Source organism: Pantoea ananatis PA13, assembly GCF_000233595.1.
In the GTDB taxonomy this organism is placed as follows: Bacteria; Pseudomonadota; Gammaproteobacteria; order Enterobacterales; family Enterobacteriaceae; genus Pantoea; species Pantoea ananatis.
Genome location: NC_017554.1, coordinates 2,955,347 through 2,975,363, shown reverse-complemented (window position 1 = coordinate 2,975,363; position 20,017 = coordinate 2,955,347). Strand labels below are relative to the sequence as shown.

The 20,017-nt window shown below is 53.5% G+C and carries 20 protein-coding genes and 2 tRNA genes; 8 read left to right on the top strand and 14 right to left on the bottom strand.

Features of this window, described 5'->3' with window-relative positions:
• Positions 1 to 3: 3 nt before the first annotated feature.
• Complete coding sequence (locus PAGR_RS14060; protein WP_013025275.1) at positions 4 to 1,830, bottom strand: AAA family ATPase; 1,827 nt, start codon at positions 1,828 to 1,830, stop codon at positions 4 to 6.
• 95 nt (positions 1,831 to 1,925) lie between these two features.
• Here PAGR_RS14060 and matP point away from each other — a divergent pair, with 95 nt between their 5' ends.
• The gene (gene matP / locus PAGR_RS14055; RefSeq protein ID WP_014606174.1) at positions 1,926 to 2,396 is read left to right on the top strand and encodes a macrodomain Ter protein MatP; all 471 of its coding nucleotides are present in this window, start codon (positions 1,926 to 1,928) and stop codon (positions 2,394 to 2,396) included.
• Between the two features lie 110 nt (positions 2,397 to 2,506).
• Here the strand turns inward: matP and ompA are convergent, their stop codons facing one another.
• Both ompA and sulA read right to left on the bottom strand, forming a co-directional pair.
• On the bottom strand, positions 2,507 to 3,580 hold the full coding sequence (ompA, locus tag PAGR_RS14050) for a porin OmpA (RefSeq protein WP_014606173.1): 1,074 nt from the start codon (positions 3,578 to 3,580) through the stop codon (positions 2,507 to 2,509).
• A gap of 351 nt (positions 3,581 to 3,931) precedes the next feature.
• Complete coding sequence (gene sulA, locus PAGR_RS14045) at positions 3,932 to 4,423, bottom strand: SOS-induced cell division inhibitor SulA (RefSeq protein ID WP_013025278.1); 492 nt, start codon at positions 4,421 to 4,423, stop codon at positions 3,932 to 3,934.
• Positions 4,424 to 4,633: 210 nt separating this feature from the next.
• Here sulA and PAGR_RS14040 point away from each other — a divergent pair, with 210 nt between their 5' ends.
• Positions 4,634 to 5,260 carry a TfoX/Sxy family DNA transformation protein gene (locus tag PAGR_RS14040; protein ID WP_014593353.1) on the top strand — a complete coding sequence of 209 codons (627 nt, stop codon included), beginning with the start codon at positions 4,634 to 4,636 and terminating at the stop codon, positions 5,258 to 5,260.
• Here PAGR_RS14040 and yccS read toward each other — a convergent pair.
• Both yccS and PAGR_RS14030 read right to left on the bottom strand, forming a co-directional pair.
• Positions 5,257 to 7,404: a YccS family putative transporter gene (gene yccS, locus PAGR_RS14035; RefSeq protein WP_014606172.1), complete on the bottom strand. Its 2,148-nt coding sequence runs from the start codon at positions 7,402 to 7,404 to the stop codon at positions 5,257 to 5,259. The genes PAGR_RS14040 and yccS overlap by 4 nt on opposite strands.
• Positions 7,385 to 7,828 carry a YccF domain-containing protein gene (locus PAGR_RS14030; RefSeq protein WP_014606171.1) on the bottom strand — a complete coding sequence of 148 codons (444 nt, stop codon included), beginning with the start codon at positions 7,826 to 7,828 and terminating at the stop codon, positions 7,385 to 7,387. Before PAGR_RS14030 ends, yccS begins: the two co-directional genes overlap by 20 nt.
• A 120-nt stretch (positions 7,829 to 7,948) precedes the next feature.
• Between PAGR_RS14030 and helD the strand changes: the two genes are divergently transcribed.
• Positions 7,949 to 10,003 carry a DNA helicase IV gene (gene helD, locus PAGR_RS14025; RefSeq protein ID WP_044042382.1) on the top strand — a complete coding sequence of 685 codons (2,055 nt, stop codon included), beginning with the start codon at positions 7,949 to 7,951 and terminating at the stop codon, positions 10,001 to 10,003.
• A gap of 1 nt (position 10,004) precedes the next feature.
• Here the strand turns inward: helD and mgsA are convergent, their stop codons facing one another.
• Both mgsA and PAGR_RS14015 read right to left on the bottom strand, forming a co-directional pair.
• Positions 10,005 to 10,463, bottom strand: coding sequence for a methylglyoxal synthase (gene mgsA, locus PAGR_RS14020; RefSeq protein ID WP_014606169.1), 459 nt, complete (start codon positions 10,461 to 10,463; stop codon positions 10,005 to 10,007).
• A gap of 68 nt (positions 10,464 to 10,531) precedes the next feature.
• Positions 10,532 to 11,170, bottom strand: coding sequence for a YccT family protein (locus PAGR_RS14015; protein ID WP_014606168.1), 639 nt, complete (start codon positions 11,168 to 11,170; stop codon positions 10,532 to 10,534).
• A 167-nt stretch (positions 11,171 to 11,337) separates the two neighbouring features.
• On the opposite strand from PAGR_RS14015, the gene PAGR_RS14010 reads away from it, so the two are divergent.
• Complete coding sequence (locus tag PAGR_RS14010; RefSeq protein ID WP_013025285.1) at positions 11,338 to 11,751, top strand: CoA-binding protein; 414 nt, start codon at positions 11,338 to 11,340, stop codon at positions 11,749 to 11,751.
• A gap of 33 nt (positions 11,752 to 11,784) precedes the next feature.
• Here PAGR_RS14010 and hspQ read toward each other — a convergent pair whose 3' ends face one another.
• Together hspQ and rlmI are read right to left on the bottom strand one after the other, a co-directional pair.
• A complete protein-coding gene (hspQ, locus tag PAGR_RS14005; RefSeq protein WP_014606167.1) occupies positions 11,785 to 12,102 on the bottom strand; it encodes a heat shock protein HspQ in 318 nt (105 codons plus the stop codon).
• Positions 12,103 to 12,161: 59 nt separating this feature from the next.
• Positions 12,162 to 13,352, bottom strand: a complete 1,191-nt coding sequence (gene rlmI, locus PAGR_RS14000) for a 23S rRNA (cytosine(1962)-C(5))-methyltransferase RlmI (protein WP_013025287.1) — start codon at positions 13,350 to 13,352, stop codon at positions 12,162 to 12,164.
• A gap of 82 nt (positions 13,353 to 13,434) precedes the next feature.
• Between rlmI and yccX the strand changes: the two genes are divergently transcribed.
• On the top strand, positions 13,435 to 13,713 hold the full coding sequence (gene yccX, locus PAGR_RS13995; protein WP_013025288.1) for an acylphosphatase: 279 nt from the start codon (positions 13,435 to 13,437) through the stop codon (positions 13,711 to 13,713).
• On the opposite strand, the gene tusE is transcribed toward yccX, so the two are convergent.
• Both tusE and yccA read right to left on the bottom strand, forming a co-directional pair.
• Positions 13,714 to 14,040, bottom strand: a complete 327-nt coding sequence (gene tusE / locus PAGR_RS13990) for a sulfurtransferase TusE (RefSeq protein ID WP_014606166.1) — start codon at positions 14,038 to 14,040, stop codon at positions 13,714 to 13,716.
• Positions 14,041 to 14,143: 103 nt separating this feature from the next.
• On the bottom strand, positions 14,144 to 14,800 hold the full coding sequence (yccA, locus tag PAGR_RS13985; protein WP_014606165.1) for an FtsH protease modulator YccA: 657 nt from the start codon (positions 14,798 to 14,800) through the stop codon (positions 14,144 to 14,146).
• A 221-nt stretch (positions 14,801 to 15,021) separates the two neighbouring features.
• Between yccA and PAGR_RS13980 the strand changes: the two genes are divergently transcribed.
• The 3 genes from PAGR_RS13980 to agp all read left to right on the top strand — a co-directional run bounded on the left by PAGR_RS13980 (position 15,022) and on the right by agp (position 17,170).
• Positions 15,022 to 15,109: transfer RNA gene (locus PAGR_RS13980), tRNA-Ser, on the top strand.
• Positions 15,110 to 15,181: 72 nt separating this feature from the next.
• Positions 15,182 to 15,269, top strand: a tRNA-Ser gene (locus tag PAGR_RS13975).
• A 263-nt stretch (positions 15,270 to 15,532) separates the two neighbouring features.
• On the top strand, positions 15,533 to 17,170 hold the full coding sequence (gene agp, locus PAGR_RS13970; protein ID WP_014606164.1) for a bifunctional glucose-1-phosphatase/inositol phosphatase: 1,638 nt from the start codon (positions 15,533 to 15,535) through the stop codon (positions 17,168 to 17,170).
• A 60-nt stretch (positions 17,171 to 17,230) separates the two neighbouring features.
• On the opposite strand, the gene PAGR_RS13965 is transcribed toward agp, so the two are convergent.
• The 3 genes from PAGR_RS13965 to wrbA are packed head-to-tail and all read right to left on the bottom strand — an operon-like array spanning position 17,231 to position 19,519.
• Positions 17,231 to 18,613, bottom strand: a complete 1,383-nt coding sequence (locus PAGR_RS13965; protein ID WP_024470944.1) for an NAD-dependent succinate-semialdehyde dehydrogenase — start codon at positions 18,611 to 18,613, stop codon at positions 17,231 to 17,233.
• Positions 18,614 to 18,668: 55 nt separating this feature from the next.
• The gene (locus PAGR_RS13960) at positions 18,669 to 18,899 is read right to left on the bottom strand and encodes a YccJ family protein (RefSeq protein ID WP_013025293.1); all 231 of its coding nucleotides are present in this window, start codon (positions 18,897 to 18,899) and stop codon (positions 18,669 to 18,671) included.
• Between the two features lie 20 nt (positions 18,900 to 18,919).
• A complete protein-coding gene (wrbA, locus tag PAGR_RS13955) occupies positions 18,920 to 19,519 on the bottom strand; it encodes an NAD(P)H:quinone oxidoreductase (RefSeq protein ID WP_013025294.1) in 600 nt (199 codons plus the stop codon).
• Between the last annotated feature and the right edge of the window lie 498 nt (positions 19,520 to 20,017).

Here is a 20,017-nt window from a genome sequence, read left to right as displayed (position 1 = left end):
GGATTAGCGGTGGTTAAACCAGTTAAGCCAGCGCAGCGGCCAGGATCGCGGTGAGGGCTCAGGCTGATTCATCTGACTGATGCGTTCCTGAATGGTGCGCAGCAGGCATTCGCCTTCGCCGTCTTCCGTATTCCATATTTTCCCCGTAAGCAGCGGCAGCGCTTCATCCGCACTGTCGATCGCCCAGATATGGAAGCGTCCTTCTTCCACCGCGCTCACCACCTGTTGGTTAAGGCTAAGGTGACGAACGTTACAGGCGGGAATAATGACACCCTGCTGACCGGTTAACTCGCGCTGATGGCAGATATCAAAGAATCCTTCAATCTTCTCATTCAGCCCACCAACCGGTTGCACATTACCAAACTGATCCACCGAGCCCGTAACCGCAATCTGCTGATTCAGTGGCGCACCGGCAAGGGCGCTGATTAATGCGCACAGTTCTGCCAGCGATGCACTGTCGCCGTCAACTTCGGAATAGGATTGTTCAAATACCAGCGAAGCGGAAAAGGGCAGTTGCTGATCCAGCTCCAGTTCAGCAATTAAATAGGCCTGCATAATCATCATGCCTTTCGCATGAATATTGCCGCCTAACTCCGCTTTGCGTTCGACGTCGGTGAATTCACCGTCGCCAGGATGCACCACACAGGTAATACGGCAGGGATCGCCCCAGGCGCGCGGATGACCGGGATATTCCACAACGGACAGGCCGTTTATCTGGCCGACGACCTCACCTTCCGTTTCAACCAAAATCTGTCGTAGCAGGATTTCATCACGCATACGTTCATTAAGGTAGTTTTCACGCCACAGGCGCGCTTCCAGGGCGTCACGCAGCGCTTCAGCACTGAGCGTCTCTCCCATCAACGCGGTCTCGCGCAGCTGGCGCAGCAGCCAGCGAGGGCAGAGCGGAAGCGTATCCTGATCGCCGCTGTAACGTACACCTTCTTTGATGAGTTCGGGCCAGAAGTCTTCGTCGGGTGCAGCAATATCAGCCTGCCCGGCCAGATCGACCGTCCAGCGACACCATGCGAGCATGTCGTCTTCATCCACAATCTGAATATTTTCTTCAAATTCGGTGTAGATCGCCATTTCATGCGCTTCAGCATCCAGCTCCTGAAAATCGGCCAGCGTATCGCGCTCGCCACAGAGCACCAGATTAAGCTTGAGCGGGAGCGGAGGCACGGAAACCGGCAGGGGACGACGTTCGTCCTGGGATTGCCACTCGATGTAGCCTTGCTCAATGCTCTTTTTCAGACGCAGCCACAGCAGCGGCTGAGTGAGTAAAGCACGAAGTGAAAGGACTAACGTTCCGCCATTGGCGCGATGGATCAGCCCTGGCTCAAGTTGGATCCGATCTTTGTGCATCCGCACGCAGCCAAACAGCTGCTCCTGCTCGATCCAGTCAGCATAGTGAATCCCGCCCTGGCTGGTAAAAGGGCGCTGGCTGTCGGTAGGCGGTTGCAACGTGACGTTGTCGGCCAGAATATGGTAGTCACCGCCTGACAGGGTTGATGACTCACCCATAACGCGTTGAGCCGCCTCTGCTATCAGCGCAAGGTATTCACGGTTTTCCTGGCTGCGAACCAGCAGCAGGGGAAGACCCTGACTTTGATGATGTAAGTGGGCCAGCGCGTTCAGCAGTCGGGGCTGTACCGTTGCCAGGGCATCGGTCTCTTCATCAGCGATTCGGGAGAAAACGGATTGATATTGCGTGCTATCCGGCTGTAAGGTTTGCCACGTAAGTTGAGTGCTGGTCAAAATAATCGCATTTGTCTGTTTTGAGAAAAGCGAGATTATACAGGATTCACCCTGCTTAAGCACTGCAGAGTTCATTCAGATGTTGTGACGCTGGCAGCATGTTTTTCGTTGCTGCATCCGGTAAAAAAGCTGTTATTCTTAGTTTGTTACGCGATCACGATGAGATTCCGATGAAATACCAGCAGCTCGAAAATCTTGAAAGTGGATGGAAGTGGAAATACCTGGTGAAAAAACATCGGGAGGGTGAACTGATCACGCGTCACCTTGAACTTAGCGCTGCGCAGGCCGCGGTGGATAAATTACTGGTGATGGAAAATAATCCGGTAGAGATAAACAACTGGATCAGCCAGCATATTCACCCCGACCTCGATAACCGGCTTAAGCAAACTATCCGCGCCCGGCGTAAACGTCACTTCAATGCTGAGCACCAGCACACCCGAAAAAAATCAATCGATCTGGAATATCTGGTCTGGCAGCGACTGGCAGGGCTGGCGCAACGTCGTAACAATACGCTGTCTGAAACCATCGTACAGCTTATTGAAGATGCCGAACGTAAAGAGAAGTATGCCAGTCAGATGTCAACGTTAAAGCAGGATCTGCAGGCAATATTAGGTCATCCAGGGTCTGAAAAAGAGTCCTGAGTTCACGCGATAGATTACGGATTCAGACTTCGCGATATGGGATGAGCAGCATTGATAAATTCAGGCCAAAAAAAACCCCGCATAAGCGGGGTTTTTTCATAACGGATAACTTAAGCCTGTGGCTGAGTTACCACGTCTTTGATGCCTTTAACGTCGATTTCTACACGACGGTCTGGCGCCAGGCAGTCGATCAGGGCCTTACGACCTTTCACGCTGTCACAGGTGTTGCCAGTTACTGGGTTAGATTCACCCATGCCGCGAGCAGAGATCTTGTTAGCAGGGATACCTTTAGATACCAGGTAATCCACTACTGACTGAGCACGTTTCTCAGACAGTTTCTGGTTGTACTGCTCTGAACCGATGCGATCGGTGAAGCCCAGAACAACAACTGAACCGTCTTTAGGATCCATGGAGCTCAGCTGGCTGTACAGCTGATCCAGAGCCTGCTGACCTTCTGGCTTCAGGGTTGATTTGTTGAAGGTGAACAGAACGTCTGATTTCAGAGTGAAACGCTTGGTCTGTACCACTGGCGCTGGAGCTGGTGCTGGAGCCGGAGCTGGCGCAGCAACATCATCCTGACCGAAGCGGTAAGAAACACCCAGGCTCAGCATGCCGTTGTCTGGACGAGCACCAACGGTCTGTGCATCACCGATGTTGTTAACCCACTGGTAATCCAGACGGGTTGCCCAGTTTTTGGTCAGAGCATATTCAACACCAACGGCTGCCAGTGGAGAAACACCGGTGTCGTGGTCGCTGATGCGAGTGCCATTAGCCAGGTTCTGCTGAGTAGAGTCTGCACGCCATACCATGCCACCCAGGCGGGTATAGATGTCCAGATCGTCTGCGATTGGGTAGCTCAGTTTAGCAGCCAGCTGGATGCCCTGTGCTTTGAATGCGCCATTTACCTGGTTGCCTTTATTAGGCATACGGCCTAACCAGTCATAGCCCAGTTCGAAACCCAGGTATGGGTTAGCCTGGTAACCAGCGAACGCGCCTGCGCCCAGTTGGCTTTCATGAGTTGGACCGTCGTTGTTTTGGTAACCGTGACCGTAGTAGCCAGTGTCGTGATACTGAGACCAGCCCAGTTTAGCACCGGTGTACCAGGTGTTATCTTTTGGGGCGGCCTGCGCTACGGTAGCGAAGCCAGCCAGTGCCACTGCAATTGCGATAGCTGTCTTTTTCATTTTGCGCCTCGTTATCATCCAAATAGGCAATGAGCATAAAGGTTGCTCTTGGTTTAATCCTTCGCCGGGTCAAAACGCTCGCTTATGACTCTACCGCAAAAAACGGAGGTTATTGAGCACCCTGGCGAGATAAAGTCTACAACGAGATTGGAAACTTACAAGTGTGATGTGAGGCACTTATGTAAAAAAACAGTGTTTTATACATAAATTCTAACAATTTACCCTGAACTTCTGTGAGGCGCTTACCCCACAAAATGGGGGCTAAGCCGTTGTCATTGCTGGGGGGAGCAGAATCAGTGCCTTAGCCTTGAGCGAGATAAAAAACTGCTTGAGATAAATCTTATTTTTTACTTAATGAAACAAATCAGACTGAATTTTTAGCGAGTTTTCTGGTCTTACTGCCGTTTTGAGGGTTTCACCCGAGCGTAAAATCAGCCCCAACGCCTTTCCTTCCGCTGCTGCACGTTCAAGTTCACGACGTTCGTCCACGTCTAATTCATAAGGAATCCAGGCCAAAACCACGCTGTAATTTCCTGTGCGCAGCGCTTTGATCATCGCTTCAACGGCATTGTAACGTTCAGCATCGGCGATATGCATACTTTTCTCAAGTGGCAAACCGGCTTCCTGCATCCAGACCCGGCTCAACTTGTGCGCGGGGGTTAACCACAGCTGCCAGCGAGACTGCTGGCTTAATTGCTGAAGCAGTGGTAACAGCAGCATCTGCATCATTCCGGGTTGTTCGCTATAGCGTAATTCAGTAATCCAGCCTTTATGAGTAGCCGGAACAGAGGACGAAGCGTAACGGTGAGCAGAGCATACATTACTGGTATGTTGGGTGCGCATAAATTAATCACTCAGCAGTTGACTGTATGGATGTACAGTAATGGCATCCTGGGTAAAGATCAACCTGAATTTCTGAAAACGCCTCGCAAAATTTGCATCAGCTTGTCTTTAAACGGATTTATTCATTGAACCTCTAACTGAATTTAATTATCTTCTAACCCCCTGAATAGTAACATTTTTAACAGGCTTTTGTTACAAGGAGGTGATGAAATGAAGAAACAGAAGCGGATAATTTTACGCTCAATACAGCAGTTGGCCCCGCTGGGCAAAATTGAATCCCGTACCCAGTTCGGTGGCTACGCACTGGCTGTTGAACGCGTGGTTTTTGCGCTGGTAAAAGAAGACGAACTCTACTTACGTGCCAGTGAAGCATTACGGGAATATGGGGCAAAGCAGCCGCTGGAACCCTTGACATTCCATAAGCGGGGTATTGCGGTAAGCCTCAACTATTTTAAGGTAGACGATCGCCTTTGGGCGCATCCGGAGCATCTGGTTCGCCTTTCTGCTGCGTCTCTGCAGACCGCCCAACGTGAGCACAATGAGCGGCTGGGTAAGGTGCGGTTAAAAGACTTACCGAACGTCAGCCTGCGACTGGAAATGATGCTGCATGAGATAGGTATTTGTACCGTCAAACATCTGCGTGAAACGGGGGCCAGGCAGTGCTGGTTAAGGCTGCGGCGCAATAATCAACACCTCGGCCTTAAAACCTTATTAGCGCTTGAAGGGGCGATTTCCGGCCATCATCATGCGGCGCTGCCACAAACCATTAAAACCGAGTTAGGAGAATGGTATCAGGCCGCACTCAGTACGCCGGAATGTAAAGAAAAAGGCCGTTAGCGCCTGTCCAGCGAGCGTCGCAGGCGCGCAATGCCGGGCATCAGGGCAACCAGCAAGCCCAACTGTTGCAAAACCAGCGGCGCACGCGGATCGGGCTCGGCGGTCAGTTGCGCGATGCGCTGCACCAGCTCAATACGCATTTTCTCTGCCCGGCTGTCGCTGACGACATCCGTCTGCAGCACATCTTCAACATAACATACTGTGTCGTCGAGCAGGGCCAGCAGGGCTGGTTGGGTCACTTTGTCGCGATGAGCGCCCAGAGCGGAGATATAGCTCAGGAAGGAGTGATTCAGGCAGAGTAACTGAAATGCCGATTCCCTGAGCTTAGTGCTGGTACGGGGTTCGCTGCTCATATTTGATACCACCGATGCCAGCTCAGCATCGGCGTTGTGGGCGTCACGTCGCGCAATACGATAAGCAAGACGATTGTCTTTGCCCTGATGGTACTGCTCCATGATCGCATCGAGATAACGGCAGTTGGCATTAAGCGTGCGAGTGGCAACGGCCGGAAGCTGACGAAAACGCCAGTCAGGCCAGATAAAGCTCACGGCCAGCCAGGCCAGCGCACAGCCCAGTAAGGTGTCCACTACCCGCGGCAGCGCGACCTCAAATCCCTCACCCAGCAGATTAAAACAGAGCAGAACCAGCAGGGTGATAAACAAGGTGGCATGCGCGTATTGCACCTGGCGGAAAGCAAAGAAGAGTACGCCCGTCACGACAATCAGAAACAGCTGGCCTTCTACTGAGGGCACCAGCCAGAGCAATGGCAACCCAATGGCAATGCCAGCCAGCGTGCCGCCGATGCGCAGTGCCAGCCTGCGCTGGGTCGCGCTGTAGTTGGGCTGGCAAACGAACAGGCTGGTTAACAGAATCCAGTAGCCTCGTTCCAGACCGGTAACCTGAATGAATCCGTACCCGGTGCACATTACCACTGACATTCTGACAGCATGACGGAACAGGGCCGAAGAGGGCGTCAGGTGGCGGCTGAAGCGCAGCTTGATGTCGCTCCAGCCGCTGATCTCTTCACGTGACAGCATGTTGTCGCTGTGCTGCGGATCGTCGGCCAGTGCCTGCTCAGATTCGAGAGAAGCCAGTTGCGCATCAATCGCCTGCAGATTACGTAATAACCAAAACAGGGCCCGGGTATGCGTGGCATCCGGATGGCTATCTTCAAGGCGTTGAATCGCATTATGTAAGCGCTCAAAAACACGCTCAAAACGACTGTCATGTTCCCAGCGTTCGCGCAGTAAAACAGACCGGGCCAGTTGCCGACAGGCCTGAGCCTGCATATTCAGCAGGCGCTGAAAGCGGAACAGAATTTCGTTATAGCGCCAGTTGCCGCGCAGTAAATGATACTGGAGATGAGAAGAGCTAGCGCGTTCGTGGATATCCTGAGCAACAAAATAGTAGTGCAGACTACGTCGGGTACCACGTGAGCCCCTGTCGCCGCGTAAGCGGCTTTGCAGTGTGGTTTTGGTCAGATTAAGCTGGGCGACCAGCTGGCTGTTCACCATCGCCGCCTCAACAAACGTGGCATCATCCTGCGCATCGGCGTCCGGATCAAACAGGTTAGCTTTGGCGTCCAGGTATTGCGCTAACTGCGAGAAACTGGCTGCCAGCTGCTCCTGAACCGGGCGAACGGGAAACATGACGTGGCCCAACAGCGTCAGCAGATTATACCAGAGCGCGCCGACCAGCAGCAGGATGGGCTGCAGATACCACTGGGAAAACAGTCCGATGCCCAACATGGTGTAAACGGCAATCAGCAAGGCGCCGAAAGCAATGGTCGCATAGCGCTGCCCGAGGGCGCCCAGCAAAATAAAACCCCAGGTGGAGATCGCCAAACCGATAATAAAGGCCAGCGGATGGGGAAAGAGCAGTTCCACTGAAACCGACGCAACGCAAAAGCACAACAGGGTAATCAGCAGATTTTTTAAACGTCCCGCCAGTCGATCATCCAGATCGGCCAGCGCGGCGGCGACCACCCCAAGCGTGAGGGGAATGGTCCATTCAATCTGCTGCAGCACCCAGGGCACTGCTGCACAGCCGGTTAAGGCGAACAGAATCCGCAGCAGGTAACGCCAGGTGCTGTTAAAAAGATACTTACGCCATCCGGACAGAATACTAATAGCGGCGGCGGGCATTGGCATCACGCGCGGCACGCGCCTCTTCCACAGAGACAACCCGACGGCCGACCGGCCACAGTGCAATAGCCGCAATCTTGAAATTCGCGATTCCCACCGGAATACCAATGATGCTGACACACTGCACAATACCGACAGAGATGTGGGACAGGCAGAGCCACCAGCCGAAGAAAATCAGCCAGAAAATATTCAGGAAGGTACCGCCGGTGTTCATTATGTGACTTTTGCTGTCGGGACGCAGCACATCCACGTGCACCGCCTCATTGCCGAACGGAAGAAACGAGAGTTTGGTGATTTCCCAGCATGAACGCGTCAACGGCAGGGTAAAGATCAGCACAATGCTGATCAGTGTCGCGAACAGCCAACTGAGCGTGGTGAAGAAGCCACCCAATACAAAATTAAGAATATTTAAAACAGTGCGCATAACCGCTTTTCCTTTTGCACTCCGCAAGATATGTCGCAGTTTAGCGTGTTTTAAGGCTGGAGCGTCAAGAGTCTGACAGGTAAACTCCGATTACTCTTTATCTCGGTCGTTGGTGTCGGCGTGGAACTTAAAGCAACATCCATGGGCAAACGGCTTGCCCAGCATCCTTACAATCGTGTTCGCCTGTTGACCGCTGGTGTTGAAGTCAGTGGTGATAAACACGAATATCTGATTCCCTTTAACCAGTTGTCGGACATTACCTGTAAGCGTGGCATGGTCTGGGGAGAGCTTGAGTTTCTGCTGGCGGACAATAAGGTTGTGCGTTTGCACGGCACTGAATGGCAGGAGACACAACGTTTCTATCATTATCTGATGCAGGCATGGCAGGACTGGAGCCATGAGATGAGTGACGTGTGTGCCTCGGTTCTGCAGGGCCTTCGTGCTGAAATTAACGGGTTCAGTGAGCAGGACCGCTGGTTAAAACGCAGTGAGCTGCAGGCGATTAACGATCAAATTCTCAAGCAGTTTGATGCCTTGCCACTCCCGCTGTCACGCATCAACGATTTTGAGTCCTGTCGGGAAAATTGGGCATTTTGCCAACACTGGCTGCAACAGGGCGAGGCCGCAATCCGTCAGCGTAACCGCGACTGGACGGCTGCGATGCTCACGCGTTATCAGGATTTCTTCGCCACGGTTGAGTCCACGCCGCTTAACGGATCTCAGGCTGAAGCCGTGGTAAACGGTGAGGATGCGGTGCTGGTACTGGCGGGCGCGGGCAGTGGCAAAACCTCTGTGCTGGTTGCCCGGGCGGGCTGGTTATTACAACGCCGACTCGCCGGCGCCGATCAGATTCTGCTGTTAGCCTTTGGCCGTCATGCTGCTGAAGAGATGAACGACCGCATCCAAAGCAGGCTACAGGCAACGGATATGCAGGCACGTACTTTTCATTCTCTGGCCCTGCACATTATCCGCGAAGGCAGTAATAAACAGCCTGTCATCAGTAAACTGGAAAGCGACGCCGCCGCGCGCCGGGCATTATTGATCGACATCTGGCGTCAGCAATGCCATGAAAAGAAAGCCCAGGCGAATGGCTGGCGGCAATGGCTGCGTGATGAACTGGCGTGGGAGGTCGGCGAGGGGCCTTTCTGGCAGGACGATCGCCTGGCTGAGCGTCTGGCACCGCGGCTCGAACGCTGGTTAAGCCTGATGCGCATGCACGGTGGTGCACAGGCCGCCATGATCGACGGCGTTCCTGAGGCGCTACGGGAGCTGTTCAGTAAACGCATCAAGCTGATGGCACCGCTGCTGAAGGCCTGGAAAAACGCACTCAAGGAAGAGGGCGCCGTCGATTTTTCAGGGCTGATTCATCAGGCCGTAGCGATCCTGGAAAAGGGGCGTTTTATCAGCCCATGGAAGCATATTCTGGTCGATGAATTTCAGGATATTTCGCCCCAGCGTGCAGCCTTGCTCAGCGCCCTGCGCCAGCAAAACAAGCGCACTACGCTGTTTGCTGTTGGCGATGACTGGCAGGCGATCTACCGCTTCAGCGGGGCTGAAATGAGCCTCACAACGGCATTTCATCACTATTTTGGTGAGGGCGATCGCTGCGTGCTGGACACGACCTATCGCTTTAACGATCGGATTGGTGAAGTCGCAAATCGCTTCATCCAGCAGAATCCGCATCAGCTGCGCAAACCCTTAAACAGCCTGGTTAAGGGCAATAAAAAATCCATTGCCCTGTTACCGCAGGATCAGTTGGAGCCGTTGCTGAATAAGCTGAGTGGCTACGCAAAGCCCCACGAGCGGGTGCTGATACTGGCGCGTTACCACTATTTGCGCCCTGACGTGCTGGATAAAGCCAAAACCCGCTGGCCAAAATTAAACATCGATTTTCTGACCATTCATGCCAGTAAGGGCCAGCAGGCAGATTACGTCATTCTGCTGGGGCTTCAGCAAGGTAAAGAAGGCTTTCCGGCGGCGCAGCGCGAGTCCATCATTGAGGAAGGCTTGCTGCCTCAGCCCGAAGCGTTTCCGGATGCGGAAGAGCGGCGACTGGCCTATGTTGCGTTAACCCGTGCGCGCCAGCAGGTCTGGTTGCTGTTTGATAAGCAGCAACCTTCGGTCTTTGTCGAGACCTTCCGCGAGCTGGACGTGCCGGTGCTGCGTAAAGCCTGAGTTATTTCAGGCGATCGGCAAGATAACGTGCATAATCCGGAATACGGACATCGACGGGCTGATCAAACAGCGGCGACTGAATGATAAAATCGGCGGTCGCCCGGTTGGTGGCGACCGGGATATTCCAGACCGTCGCCAGACGAAGCAGCGCTTTGACGTCAGGATCATGAGGAACCGCATTTAGCGGATCCCAAAAAAAGATTAGCGCATCAATTTTGCCTTCGGCGATAAAGGCACCAACCTGTTGGTCTCCGCCCATTGGGCCACTCAGCATTGCATTTACGTTCAGGCCGGTGTGACGATTGATGAGATTGCCTGTCGTGCCTGTCGCATAAAGAATATGAGATTCCAGAGCGGGTTGATTACGCGTCACCCAATCCAGCAGAGAGTCTTTGCAGTGGTCATGAGCGACCAGCGCGATATGTTTTTGTTTTCCAAGCGTACGTAAGGTGTATTCCATAACAGCATCCTGATGCAAAGGAGCAAAAACGCCCGTTGCAGCAGTTTACCCTGCGCCATTTCACACTATCAACTTGCCCGCAGCATTTTGACCAGATTGATGAACTGTTGACGAGTGGCCTCATCGAAACGCTGAAACCAGTGCTGAATTGACGGCGTAGTAGTTTCAACCGACCAGGCAAGATCGGCAGTAAGTTGTGCTGATGGGGAAGGGGTGGTGAGATTGGCGAACTGAGGCACCGAAGCCGCTAAGCCCATACGATTGTAACTGACCATCGCTTTTTCAACATCCGCACCAGCCGTAACCGGCAGGCGATCGCGCACGCTAAAAACCTCTTTACCCTTTTCATCAACCAGCCTGAACGCCAGTGAACGGTCAAAGTTATGTCTTTCTCGTGAATTGCTGAGCGGAGGCAGGCGGATAGCGATGCTCCTGGCTTCGGCGGTGAATGTCACGATCATCGGCACAGACTGATAGTACTGAGAAGGGGTTTTGCTGTCACCAGGCGATTGTTCCACCCGAAACAGGAACTGATGTTGACCCCGCTCCAGCTCTAAACTGTCAGCCCCTTTCAGCAGTGAGCCGGAGATCTTGCGACCGTCCAAAACCAGCAACGTGATTTGAGGATCAAGCTTCAGGGTAATAGCAGAGCAGGATGCCGAAACGAGGAGAGCAATGAACCCCGTTACAGCCATTGACAGCTTCATTTCGACTCCGGTTAAAAATGAATGGATGTAGCAAATTCTTACATTATGGCATTAAGTTTACAATTATACATATTTATTCCAGCGAAGCGGCACAATATGTATTTGCAACGCCCCGCGAGTGTGTAAAGGCTCAACTACAATGAAGAGCAGACAGAAAGGAGAAGCCCATGAATGATCAGACTATTCGCGACGTATTGACCCGCACAAAACGTATTGCGTTGGTAGGCGCCAGCGATCGCCCCGAACGCCCCAGCTATGGGGTAATGAAGTATTTGCTCGATCAGGGTTATGAAGTGATTCCGGTCAGTCCTAAGCTTGCAGGTCAGACTCTGCTGGGACAAACCGCGTATGGTTCGCTGGCAGAAGTCCCCGGAAAAATTGACATGGTCGATGTGTTCCGCAATTCGGAAGCGGCATGGGGCGTCGCGCAGGAAGCCATTGCGGTCGGTGCGGATACGCTCTGGTTACAGTTGGGCGTGATTAATGAGCAGGCTGCCGTGCTGGCGCAGGATGCGGGCATGACGGTCGTGATGGATCGCTGCCCGAAAATTGAAATCCCGCGACTGGGAATGGGGCAATAACAATAGCGGCGGCAAACAGATTGCCGCCCACTGTTAGTGACGCAAATGCGGTGCCTGGAGCTGCTGACGTACCGATGCGGCCAGTTCATCCATAGAGGGTTGCTCTGGATGTTCAGGGCTGGTTTCACCGGCAAGTTGAATTTCGGCGACGTAGGTATGGACCTGACTACCTTCTTCATCTTCCATGACCACGTGATACCAGGGCGCGCTGCGCAACGTGTCAGTTGCCCCGATCTCGTCCAGCTGTGGCTCATCTAACGCATATTCAGGATCGACATCGACAATCACACCCAGCACGCCGGATAACCGATGACGAACCTGCTGACCAATACCAAATTTACTGGCAATCATGATGACCTCCGAAAAAACTGTCCTGCACAAGAGATGGGGGCAAAGACAGTTTTTTCAAGTTACATGACGCGACAGGCAAAACCTTTCAGGTAAAGACCTTCGGGGTAGGTGGCGATCACAGGATGATCGGCAGCCTGGCGGAATTGCTCAACGAACTGGACGTCACGGCCTGCATCCAGCGCGGCATCCGCAATAATTTTCTGGAACAGGTCTGTTGCCATCAAGCCAGAACAGGAGAAGGTCAGTAACATCCCGCCTGGATTCAGCAACTGAATGGCCAGCATGTTAATGTCTTTATAGCCACGGCAGGCGCCCATCAGCTGGCTTTTGTTCTCAACAAATTTGGGCGGATCCATAATGATCAGATCGAATTTCTCACCCTCATCGCGGTAGCGGCGGAGTAGCTTAAAGACGTCATCGCGCTGGAACCGGGCACGGGACAGATCTAAACCGTTCAGTTCGACGTTTTGACGTGCCACATCCAGGGCATCCTGCGACGTATCAACGCTAATCACTTCTTTACAGCCGCCGATCAATGCCGAAACGGCAAAGCCTCCGGTATAAGAAAAGCAGTTCAGCACGCGCGCGTCTTTGGCATAGCGGCGTGTGGCATAGCGGCTGTCTCGCTGATCAAGGTAGTAGCCCGTTTTATGTCCGCCCTGGATATCTACCAGCAGCTTCATATCGTGCTCTGTGATCGGCAATAGCGCGGGAGGCTGTTCACCGGTTACGGTTCCCTGGGTCAGTTCCAGACCTTCTTTTTTACGTACTGCGACATCTGAGCGATCGTAGATAGCGCAATCCGGAAAACACTGCTGCAAGGCGGAGATAATGGCGGGCCGCTGATACTCCGCACCGGCAGACAGCAGTTGCAGCACCAGAAACTGACCAAAGCGATCGATAGTCACGCCTGGCAGGCCGTCTGACTCCCCGGCAATCAGACGATAGCTGTCCAGGCCGTCGCGTGCAGCCAGCCAGTCGCGCCAGATTTGTGCCTGCTGAAAACGGCGGACAAAAAAAGCGATATCGACAGATTCGTCCTGCTGCCAGCTCCAGACGCGAGCGCGAATTTGTGACTGAGGTGAATAAGCGGCACGCGCCAGCCATTTACCGTTGCTGTCACAAACATCAATGGTTTCCCCTTGTTGGGCTTTCCCTTCAAGGCGGGCGACGGCCCCAGAGAAAACCCAGGGATGACGACGGAGCAGGGACTTTTCACGTCCCTTGGCGAGAATCAATCGAACTGTCATAGTTTGCTATGCTTACCTGAAAAAATGAGGCGCTATTGTCCAGTGGATAACGGCAAATTGCAACGAACAGCGGGAGAGAACCATGGCGAGCATGTGTTACAAAGCCTGGGTGCAGGGCACCGTGCAGGGCGTGGGTTTTCGCTACAGCACACAGGCGAAAGCCAACGCGCTCGGTGTGCAGGGTTATGCGCGTAATCTTGATGATGGCCGGGTTGAGGTGCTCGCCTGCGGTGAGGCAGAGCAGGTCGAGGCGTTAATCGCATGGTTAAAAGCCGGTGGGCCGCGCACGGCCCATGTGGAAAAGGTGCTGCTGGAGCCGCATCAGCCCGGCGACTTCCCCCGCAGTTTCACCACCGGTTAATCAAAGGCATTTGGCAGGCTTGGGCAGGCCAGCAATTTTTGTCGCCTGTTTGGCGGGCCCTTCAGGAAACAGCCGAAACAGGTAGCGGCTGTTACCCTTCTCTTCGCCATACTTTTTCGCCATCGCCTTCACCAGCATACGTACGGCGGGAGAAGTATTAAATTCCAGGTAAAAGTCACGGACAAAGCGCACGACTTCCCAGTGGGCTTCCGTCATTACGATGGCCTCGTTGTCAGCAATCTGCTGTGCCAGCTCCTCGCTCCAGTCCTGGTGGTTTTTCAAATAGCCTTCGGCATCCACCGCTACTTCGTCACCCTTATAGTTCATAACGCGTCCTCATTATCATTCGGGCTGCAGTTTAGCAAAATGGCACCGCAGAAAAAGCAAAAACCCCGCCTGAGCGGGGTTCGTATCGCGCCAGCGGCGTCGATTAATTGCTGCGGGAAAAACCCAGGATGCTTAACAGGCTAACAAAGATGTTATACAGGGAAACATACAGGCTTACCGTGGCACGAATATAGTTAGTTTCGCCGCCATGAATAATGTTGCTGGTTTCCCACAGAATGGCGCCAGCAGAGAACAGGATAAACAGGGCGCTAATCGCCAGGTGAAGAGCAGGCAACTGCAGGAACAGGTTAGCCACAACGGCCACCAGTAACACCACGAAGCCCGCCATCATCATGCCGCCCAGGAATGACATGTCACGACCTGTTGTCAGCACATAGGCGGAGCAGCAGAAGAACACCAGCGCTGTACCGCCTAACGCCAACGCGATCACATCGCCCATTCCTGCCGTCAGGAAAGAACTTAAGATTGGCCCCAGGCAGTAACCCAAAAAGCCCGTAAAGGCGAAGGCGGCTAAAATCCCCATTGGGCTGTCAGCCAGGCGATAGGTCAGAAACATCAGACCGTAGAAGCCCACCAGCATCAAAATTAAACCGGGTGCCGGTAATGCCAGAAGTGTACTTGCCGTGGCGGTCACCGCTGAGAAGGCGAGCGTCAGGCCCAGCAGAAAATAGGTGTTACGCAGCACTTTGTGCGTGCTGAGTAATGACTGTCGCGATGATGAAGAAACTATTCTGTCCATGTTGCGCTCCTGTAAGGCAGAACACCAAATATGCTCTGAGAATACGCAGCCCTATAAAGAGGGAAAAGCCGTTTTACCCTTCTTTACGCGTTAAGGTGTTAATTCTTTGAGCAGAATGGCGATTTAGCCAACGAATAACGCGAATTTGGCTGTTTTTCACGCGAACGGATTATCGCAGGCTTTACATCTCCAGAGGGGATGTTTATAGTGCGCGTCATTGCGGAGGGGTGGCCGAGCGGCTTAAGGCAGCGGTCTTGAAAACCGCCGATGGGAAACCATCCGAGAGTTCGAATCTCTCCTCCTCCGCCACTTCATTGCCACCAGGCATGAAGAGGCAAGACAGCATAATATCATCTTGCCTTTGCAGTAGTGTTACAACCCGGAGGGATGGCCGAGCGGCTTAAGGCAGCGGTCTTGAAAACCGCCGATGGGAAACCATCCGAGAGTTCGAATCTCTCTTCCTCCGCCACATTTTACAGGCCAGCACAGTGTGCTGGCCTGTTTCGTTTTGTTTTCTCTTCTCACGCCCGTTTAAAATTCTTCCTGCTTTTCAGCGGACTGCGCGGTTTTGAACGGCATCTGGCATCTCTGCTATAGTCCATTAATTGTTTTTGCTGTTGCCTGGCGCTTTTCAGGGGCAAGCTGAGTTACACTATTCGCCACGTCGCTCTGATGCGAGCTAATCGGTTGATAGCCAGAGTGTTTTTTTACTGAATGAATGGAATAGGCACAATGATCAAGAAACTGAGTCTTTGCGCATTGTCGGTACTTGCTGCATTACCGATTGGAACGCTGGCACAGGCCGCTGACAACGATATGCAGTTACAGCAGGTGTTAATGTTCAGCCGCCATAACCTGCGTGCACCGCTTGCGGATAACGGCAGCGTGCTGGCGCAATCCACCAAAAAAACCTGGCCGGAGTGGGATGTGCCGGGTGGACAGCTGACCACTAAAGGCGGCGTGCTGGAAGTGTACATGGGTAACTATACCCGTCAGTGGCTTGCTCAGCAGGGGCTGGTAAAAAATGGCGTTTGTCCGGACAGCAACAGCGTCTTTGTCTACGCCAACAGCCTGCAGCGTACCGTGGCAACGGCTCAGTTCTTCGTAAATGGTGCCTTCCCGGGCTGTGACATTGCTGTGACTCACCAGGATGAAATGGGCAGCATGGATCCGGTATTTAATCCGGTTATTACAGACGGGAACGAAGAATTCATCAAGAAAGCGCTGGCCGGAATGACCGCTGCCAACGAAAAGCTGTCACTGAAACCCGCTTTTCAGCGGCTCGAGAAGATTGTTGACTACAAATCCTCTCCTGCCTGTAATAACAAAAAGCAGTGCGATCTGAGCAATGGCCAGAACACCTTTATCGTTGAAAACGGTAAAGAACCTGGCGTGAACGGGCCACTAAAAGTGGGCAATTCGCTAATGGATGCCTTTACGCTGCAATATTATGAAGGCTTCCCGCTGGATCAGGTCGCCTGGGGACAAATCAAAACCCCTGAACAGTGGCAGGCACTATCCGCCATTAAAAATGGCTATCAGGACACGCTGTTTACCACGCCTGAGGTTGCACGCGATGTTGCCGCGCCACTGGTGGACTACATTCGCAGCCAGCTGATCGATCAGGAAAAGTCAGACTCACCTAAAGTTACGCTGATGGTCGGGCATGACTCCAACATTGCGTCACTGCTGAGTGCGTTACAGGTTAAGCCTTATGACTTACCTGAGACCTACGAAAAAACGCCAATCGGCGGTCAGGTGGTGTTTGAACGCTGGCACGATGCGAAAAACAATAAAGATCTGCTTAAAATCGAATACGTTTATCAGACCGCCGATCAACTGCGCGATGCAGAGGTTCTGAGCCTTAAGAAGCCGCCTAAGCGCGTTACGCTTCAACTGGCGGGTTGCCCGACAGACGCTAACGGATACTGCAGCTGGGATCAGTTTGCCCAGGTGCTGAACAGCGCACTACAGGGTACGGCGCTGCAACCTGCTGCGGAAGCCCAGCCGGCACAGCCTGCGACTGCGGCGAAACCTGAGGATGCGAAAGCGGCCACGGCGGGCGATGCGGCGCAAAAGGCGGATGCTGATAAGGCGGCCGCCGACAAAGCCGCCGCGCAGAAAGCGGCTGATGAGAAGGCCAAAGCGGATAAAGTGGCTGAAGAAAAGGCTAATGCTGACAAGGCGGCTGCGCAGAAAGCCGCAGACGAAAAGGCCAAAGCAGATAAGGCTGCCGCGCAAAAAGCGGCTGATGAGAAGGCTAAGGCCGACAGCAGCGCGGCCCCGGCTGGCAGCAGCAATGCGCCTGGCAGTAATGCGCAGACCAAAGCTGAAACCGGTGAGGCGAAGCAACCCGCTACCGCCAATTGATCCTGCACAGTACCTGAAAAGAAAAAACCCCGTCGAGACGGGGTTTTTTTATTGCCGGAATCAACCGGCCTGGCCTGCAACGACCACCAGCTTCTGGTTAGCAAACTCTTTAATGCCGAGATCGGACAGTTCACGTCCATAGCCCGAACGTTTGACGCCGCCAAACGGCAGCTCAGCCGAGGTATCGCTTTGCGAGTTAATAAAGACCATGCCGGTTTCGATCGCCGATGCCAGCTTGCGGCCACGCGCAATGTCCTGTGTCCACACCGAACCGCCTAGCCCATAATGCGAATCATTGGCCAGCGCCACCGCTTCTGCGTCGTTAGCCACCACGTACATTTGCGCGACGGGGCCAAAGAACTCCTCAAAGTAAGCAGGATTGTCGCGCGTGATGTGGGTCAGGACCGTGGGCTGATAGAAGCAGCCCACGCCTGCCACGGCTTTACCGCCGGTGATCAGACGGGCACCTTTCGCCACTGCCTCATCAACTTGTTTTACCAGACGATCGCGTGCGTCGGCGGAGGAAAGGGGACCGAGCGTGGTTTTTTCATCCAGCGGATCGCCCAACGTTGCGGCATTCATTGCCGCGCTGAACTTATCGATAAAGGTATCCGCAATTTTCTCATTCAGGATAAAGCGCTTAGCGGCCGTACAAACCTGACCGCAGTTGCTCAGACGCGCCTGCACGCCCTGGCGTACGGCTTCATCCAGGTCGGCGTCCTCAGTTACCACGAAGACATCGTTGCCGCCCAGTTCCAGCGTCGATTTTTTCAGATGCTTACCAGCCTGTTCTGCGACAGCACTTCCGGCACGTTCGGAGCCGGTCAGTGCCACGCCCTGAACGCGATCGTCGGCAATCAGTTCCGCCACCTGATCGGTAGAAATGAACAGGTTAGTCCAGGCCCCTTCGGGTGCGCCGGCTTCCCTGACCAACTTCTCGAATACGTCAGCACAATGCGGGACAATGTTGGCATGCTTGGCCAGTACAGGGTTTCCCAGCGCCAGGTTGGGTGCCAGCACGCGCATTAGCTGATAATACGGGAAGTTCCAGGGCTCAACCGCCACCAGCACACCGATAGGATGATATTCAACCCAGGCTTCGCCCAGTTCACTGTCATAAGGTTGTGGCTTAAGAATGCGCTCCGCATGCTCGGCATAGTACCGCGCAATCTGGGAACAGATCTGCACTTCACCGCGGCTTTGGCCTATTAGCTTGCCCATTTCTTTACTGGCAATGGCAGCCAGTTCTTCCGCACGGTCATCAATCAGATCAGCCAGTTTTTTCAGCACCTGGAGGCGTGGCTGGATGTCGCCTTTACTCCAGTCTGAATGATAGAGGCGGTCGGCCGTTTCCAGCGCATGACTTACCGCCGCGCTGTCGTGGGAAGGCCAGCTTTTCATTAACTGGTTGTTTGCAGGGTTGATGCTTTGATAGGAAGACATAGAGTGCTCCTTGGTCAGCGATAAAAAAAGCATGGCGGGATAGCCCGCCATGCTGCTAAACGTTCTTTCGTTCTACCGTTTTGTCGTCCCAGGTAAGGACATCCTGGTTGGTTTTTTCAAATGCACGGATTAATACGTCGTCACTGCCCTGTTGCCGCCAGATTTCTTCAGCAAGGCGTTCGTCATAATTGGCGACTTCGAAAATGGCCTCGGCAATTTCAGGTGAGGTGTGACGTAAGCTGGCCCATTCGCCAACATGGTGGGCTTTTGCCTGACTATTCGACATAACGATCTCCTTCCGGGCGTTTAATCCTTAAGTTTTGCTGCCAGTCCGGCAACGTGTTCACCCTGAAAACGGGCGATGATCAATTCTTCTTCCGTAGGCTGACGTGAGCCATCTCCTCCTGCCAGCGTGGTTGCGCCATAAGGCGTGCCGCCCCGCACCTGAGAAATGTCAAACATCTCTTTCGTGCCGTAGCCGATCGGAACGATAACCATGCCGTGATGGGCGAGGGTGGTCCAGACGGAGGTAATGGTTTGCTCCTGGCCGCCGCCTGTACCTGTTGAGGCAAAGACGCTGGCGATTTTGCCGTACAGCGCGCCGGATGCCCACAGGCCGCCTGTGCGATCCCAAAACGTACGCATCTGACCGGACATATTACCGAAACGGGTAGGTGTGCCGACAATAATGGCGTCGTATTGCGGCAATATCTCAGGCGTGGCTTCAGGCGCGGACTGTTGCGTTTTACCGCCAACGTCTGCAAAGCGGTCAGCGTCCATAGTCTCAGGAATGCGCATCACGTCTACCTGCGCACCCGGTACCTTGCGGGCGCCCTCTGCCACGGCGTTAGCCATGGTTTCAACATGTCCATACATTGAATAGTACAGCACCAGAATCTTGGCCATTGGTCTCTCCGGGGGTTATTCAACACACCCAAAAGTATAGAAGAGCTTTGAACAACTGCTGGCACGCACTCGGCCTAACGGCTTAAAAAACGCTGAAAATGGGGTTTTGTTGGGGTTAATATTCTAATTCCAGGGCGATTCTTAGCGTTTGCTATGTTTCTAAATGTAAATTTCTGCCTGAAAGCCCTGAAAGCCCTGAAAGCCCTGAAAGCCCTGAAAGCCCTGAAAGCCCTGAAAGCCTGAAGGTCATCTAATTCGGGGGGTTGCAACATGTCGTCGCGCATCCTTCTCGGAATATGACTCATCAAACTCGGAATATGACTCATCAAAGGCTGTCCGTTTATAAAGGCGGCTCAATGAAAGATGATACGGCGTGCAACGGAAGCGGTAAGACATGATGCCGCGCCTGACCGGATTCATTCCGGGCGGAAAGGTAAAGTGTCCCATTACCGATGGCGGCAGCGCGTTTTATTCGTCTTCAGGGTCAGCGCGTCGGCG

What these genes read in the sequence shown, in the direction of transcription:
- PAGR_RS14060 (WP_013025275.1), bottom strand. Translation starts at nt 1,830, where the DNA reads ATGAACTCTGCAGTGCTTAAGCAGGGTGAATCCTGTATAATCTCGCTT.
- PAGR_RS14010 (WP_013025285.1), top strand. Translation starts at nt 11,338, where the DNA reads ATGAATGATCAGACTATTCGCGACGTATTGACCCGCACAAAACGTATT.
- PAGR_RS14015 (WP_014606168.1), bottom strand. Translation starts at nt 11,170, where the DNA reads ATGAAGCTGTCAATGGCTGTAACGGGGTTCATTGCTCTCCTCGTTTCG.
- PAGR_RS13960 (WP_013025293.1), bottom strand. Translation starts at nt 18,899, where the DNA reads ATGTCGAATAGTCAGGCAAAAGCCCACCATGTTGGCGAATGGGCCAGC.
- hspQ (WP_014606167.1), bottom strand. Translation starts at nt 12,102, where the DNA reads ATGATTGCCAGTAAATTTGGTATTGGTCAGCAGGTTCGTCATCGGTTA.
- agp (WP_014606164.1), top strand. Translation starts at nt 15,533, where the DNA reads ATGATCAAGAAACTGAGTCTTTGCGCATTGTCGGTACTTGCTGCATTA.
- sulA (WP_013025278.1), bottom strand. Translation starts at nt 4,423, where the DNA reads ATGCGCACCCAACATACCAGTAATGTATGCTCTGCTCACCGTTACGCT.
- yccA (WP_014606165.1), bottom strand. Translation starts at nt 14,800, where the DNA reads ATGGACAGAATAGTTTCTTCATCATCGCGACAGTCATTACTCAGCACG.
- yccS (WP_014606172.1), bottom strand. Translation starts at nt 7,404, where the DNA reads ATGCCCGCCGCCGCTATTAGTATTCTGTCCGGATGGCGTAAGTATCTT.
- tusE (WP_014606166.1), bottom strand. Translation starts at nt 14,040, where the DNA reads ATGAACTATAAGGGTGACGAAGTAGCGGTGGATGCCGAAGGCTATTTG.
- PAGR_RS13965 (WP_024470944.1), bottom strand. Translation starts at nt 18,613, where the DNA reads ATGTCTTCCTATCAAAGCATCAACCCTGCAAACAACCAGTTAATGAAA.
- mgsA (WP_014606169.1), bottom strand. Translation starts at nt 10,463, where the DNA reads ATGGAATACACCTTACGTACGCTTGGAAAACAAAAACATATCGCGCTG.
- matP (WP_014606174.1), top strand. Translation starts at nt 1,926, where the DNA reads ATGAAATACCAGCAGCTCGAAAATCTTGAAAGTGGATGGAAGTGGAAA.
- PAGR_RS14040 (WP_014593353.1), top strand. Translation starts at nt 4,634, where the DNA reads ATGAAGAAACAGAAGCGGATAATTTTACGCTCAATACAGCAGTTGGCC.
- yccX (WP_013025288.1), top strand. Translation starts at nt 13,435, where the DNA reads ATGGCGAGCATGTGTTACAAAGCCTGGGTGCAGGGCACCGTGCAGGGC.
- rlmI (WP_013025287.1), bottom strand. Translation starts at nt 13,352, where the DNA reads ATGACAGTTCGATTGATTCTCGCCAAGGGACGTGAAAAGTCCCTGCTC.
- PAGR_RS14030 (WP_014606171.1), bottom strand. Translation starts at nt 7,828, where the DNA reads ATGCGCACTGTTTTAAATATTCTTAATTTTGTATTGGGTGGCTTCTTC.
- ompA (WP_014606173.1), bottom strand. Translation starts at nt 3,580, where the DNA reads ATGAAAAAGACAGCTATCGCAATTGCAGTGGCACTGGCTGGCTTCGCT.
- wrbA (WP_013025294.1), bottom strand. Translation starts at nt 19,519, where the DNA reads ATGGCCAAGATTCTGGTGCTGTACTATTCAATGTATGGACATGTTGAA.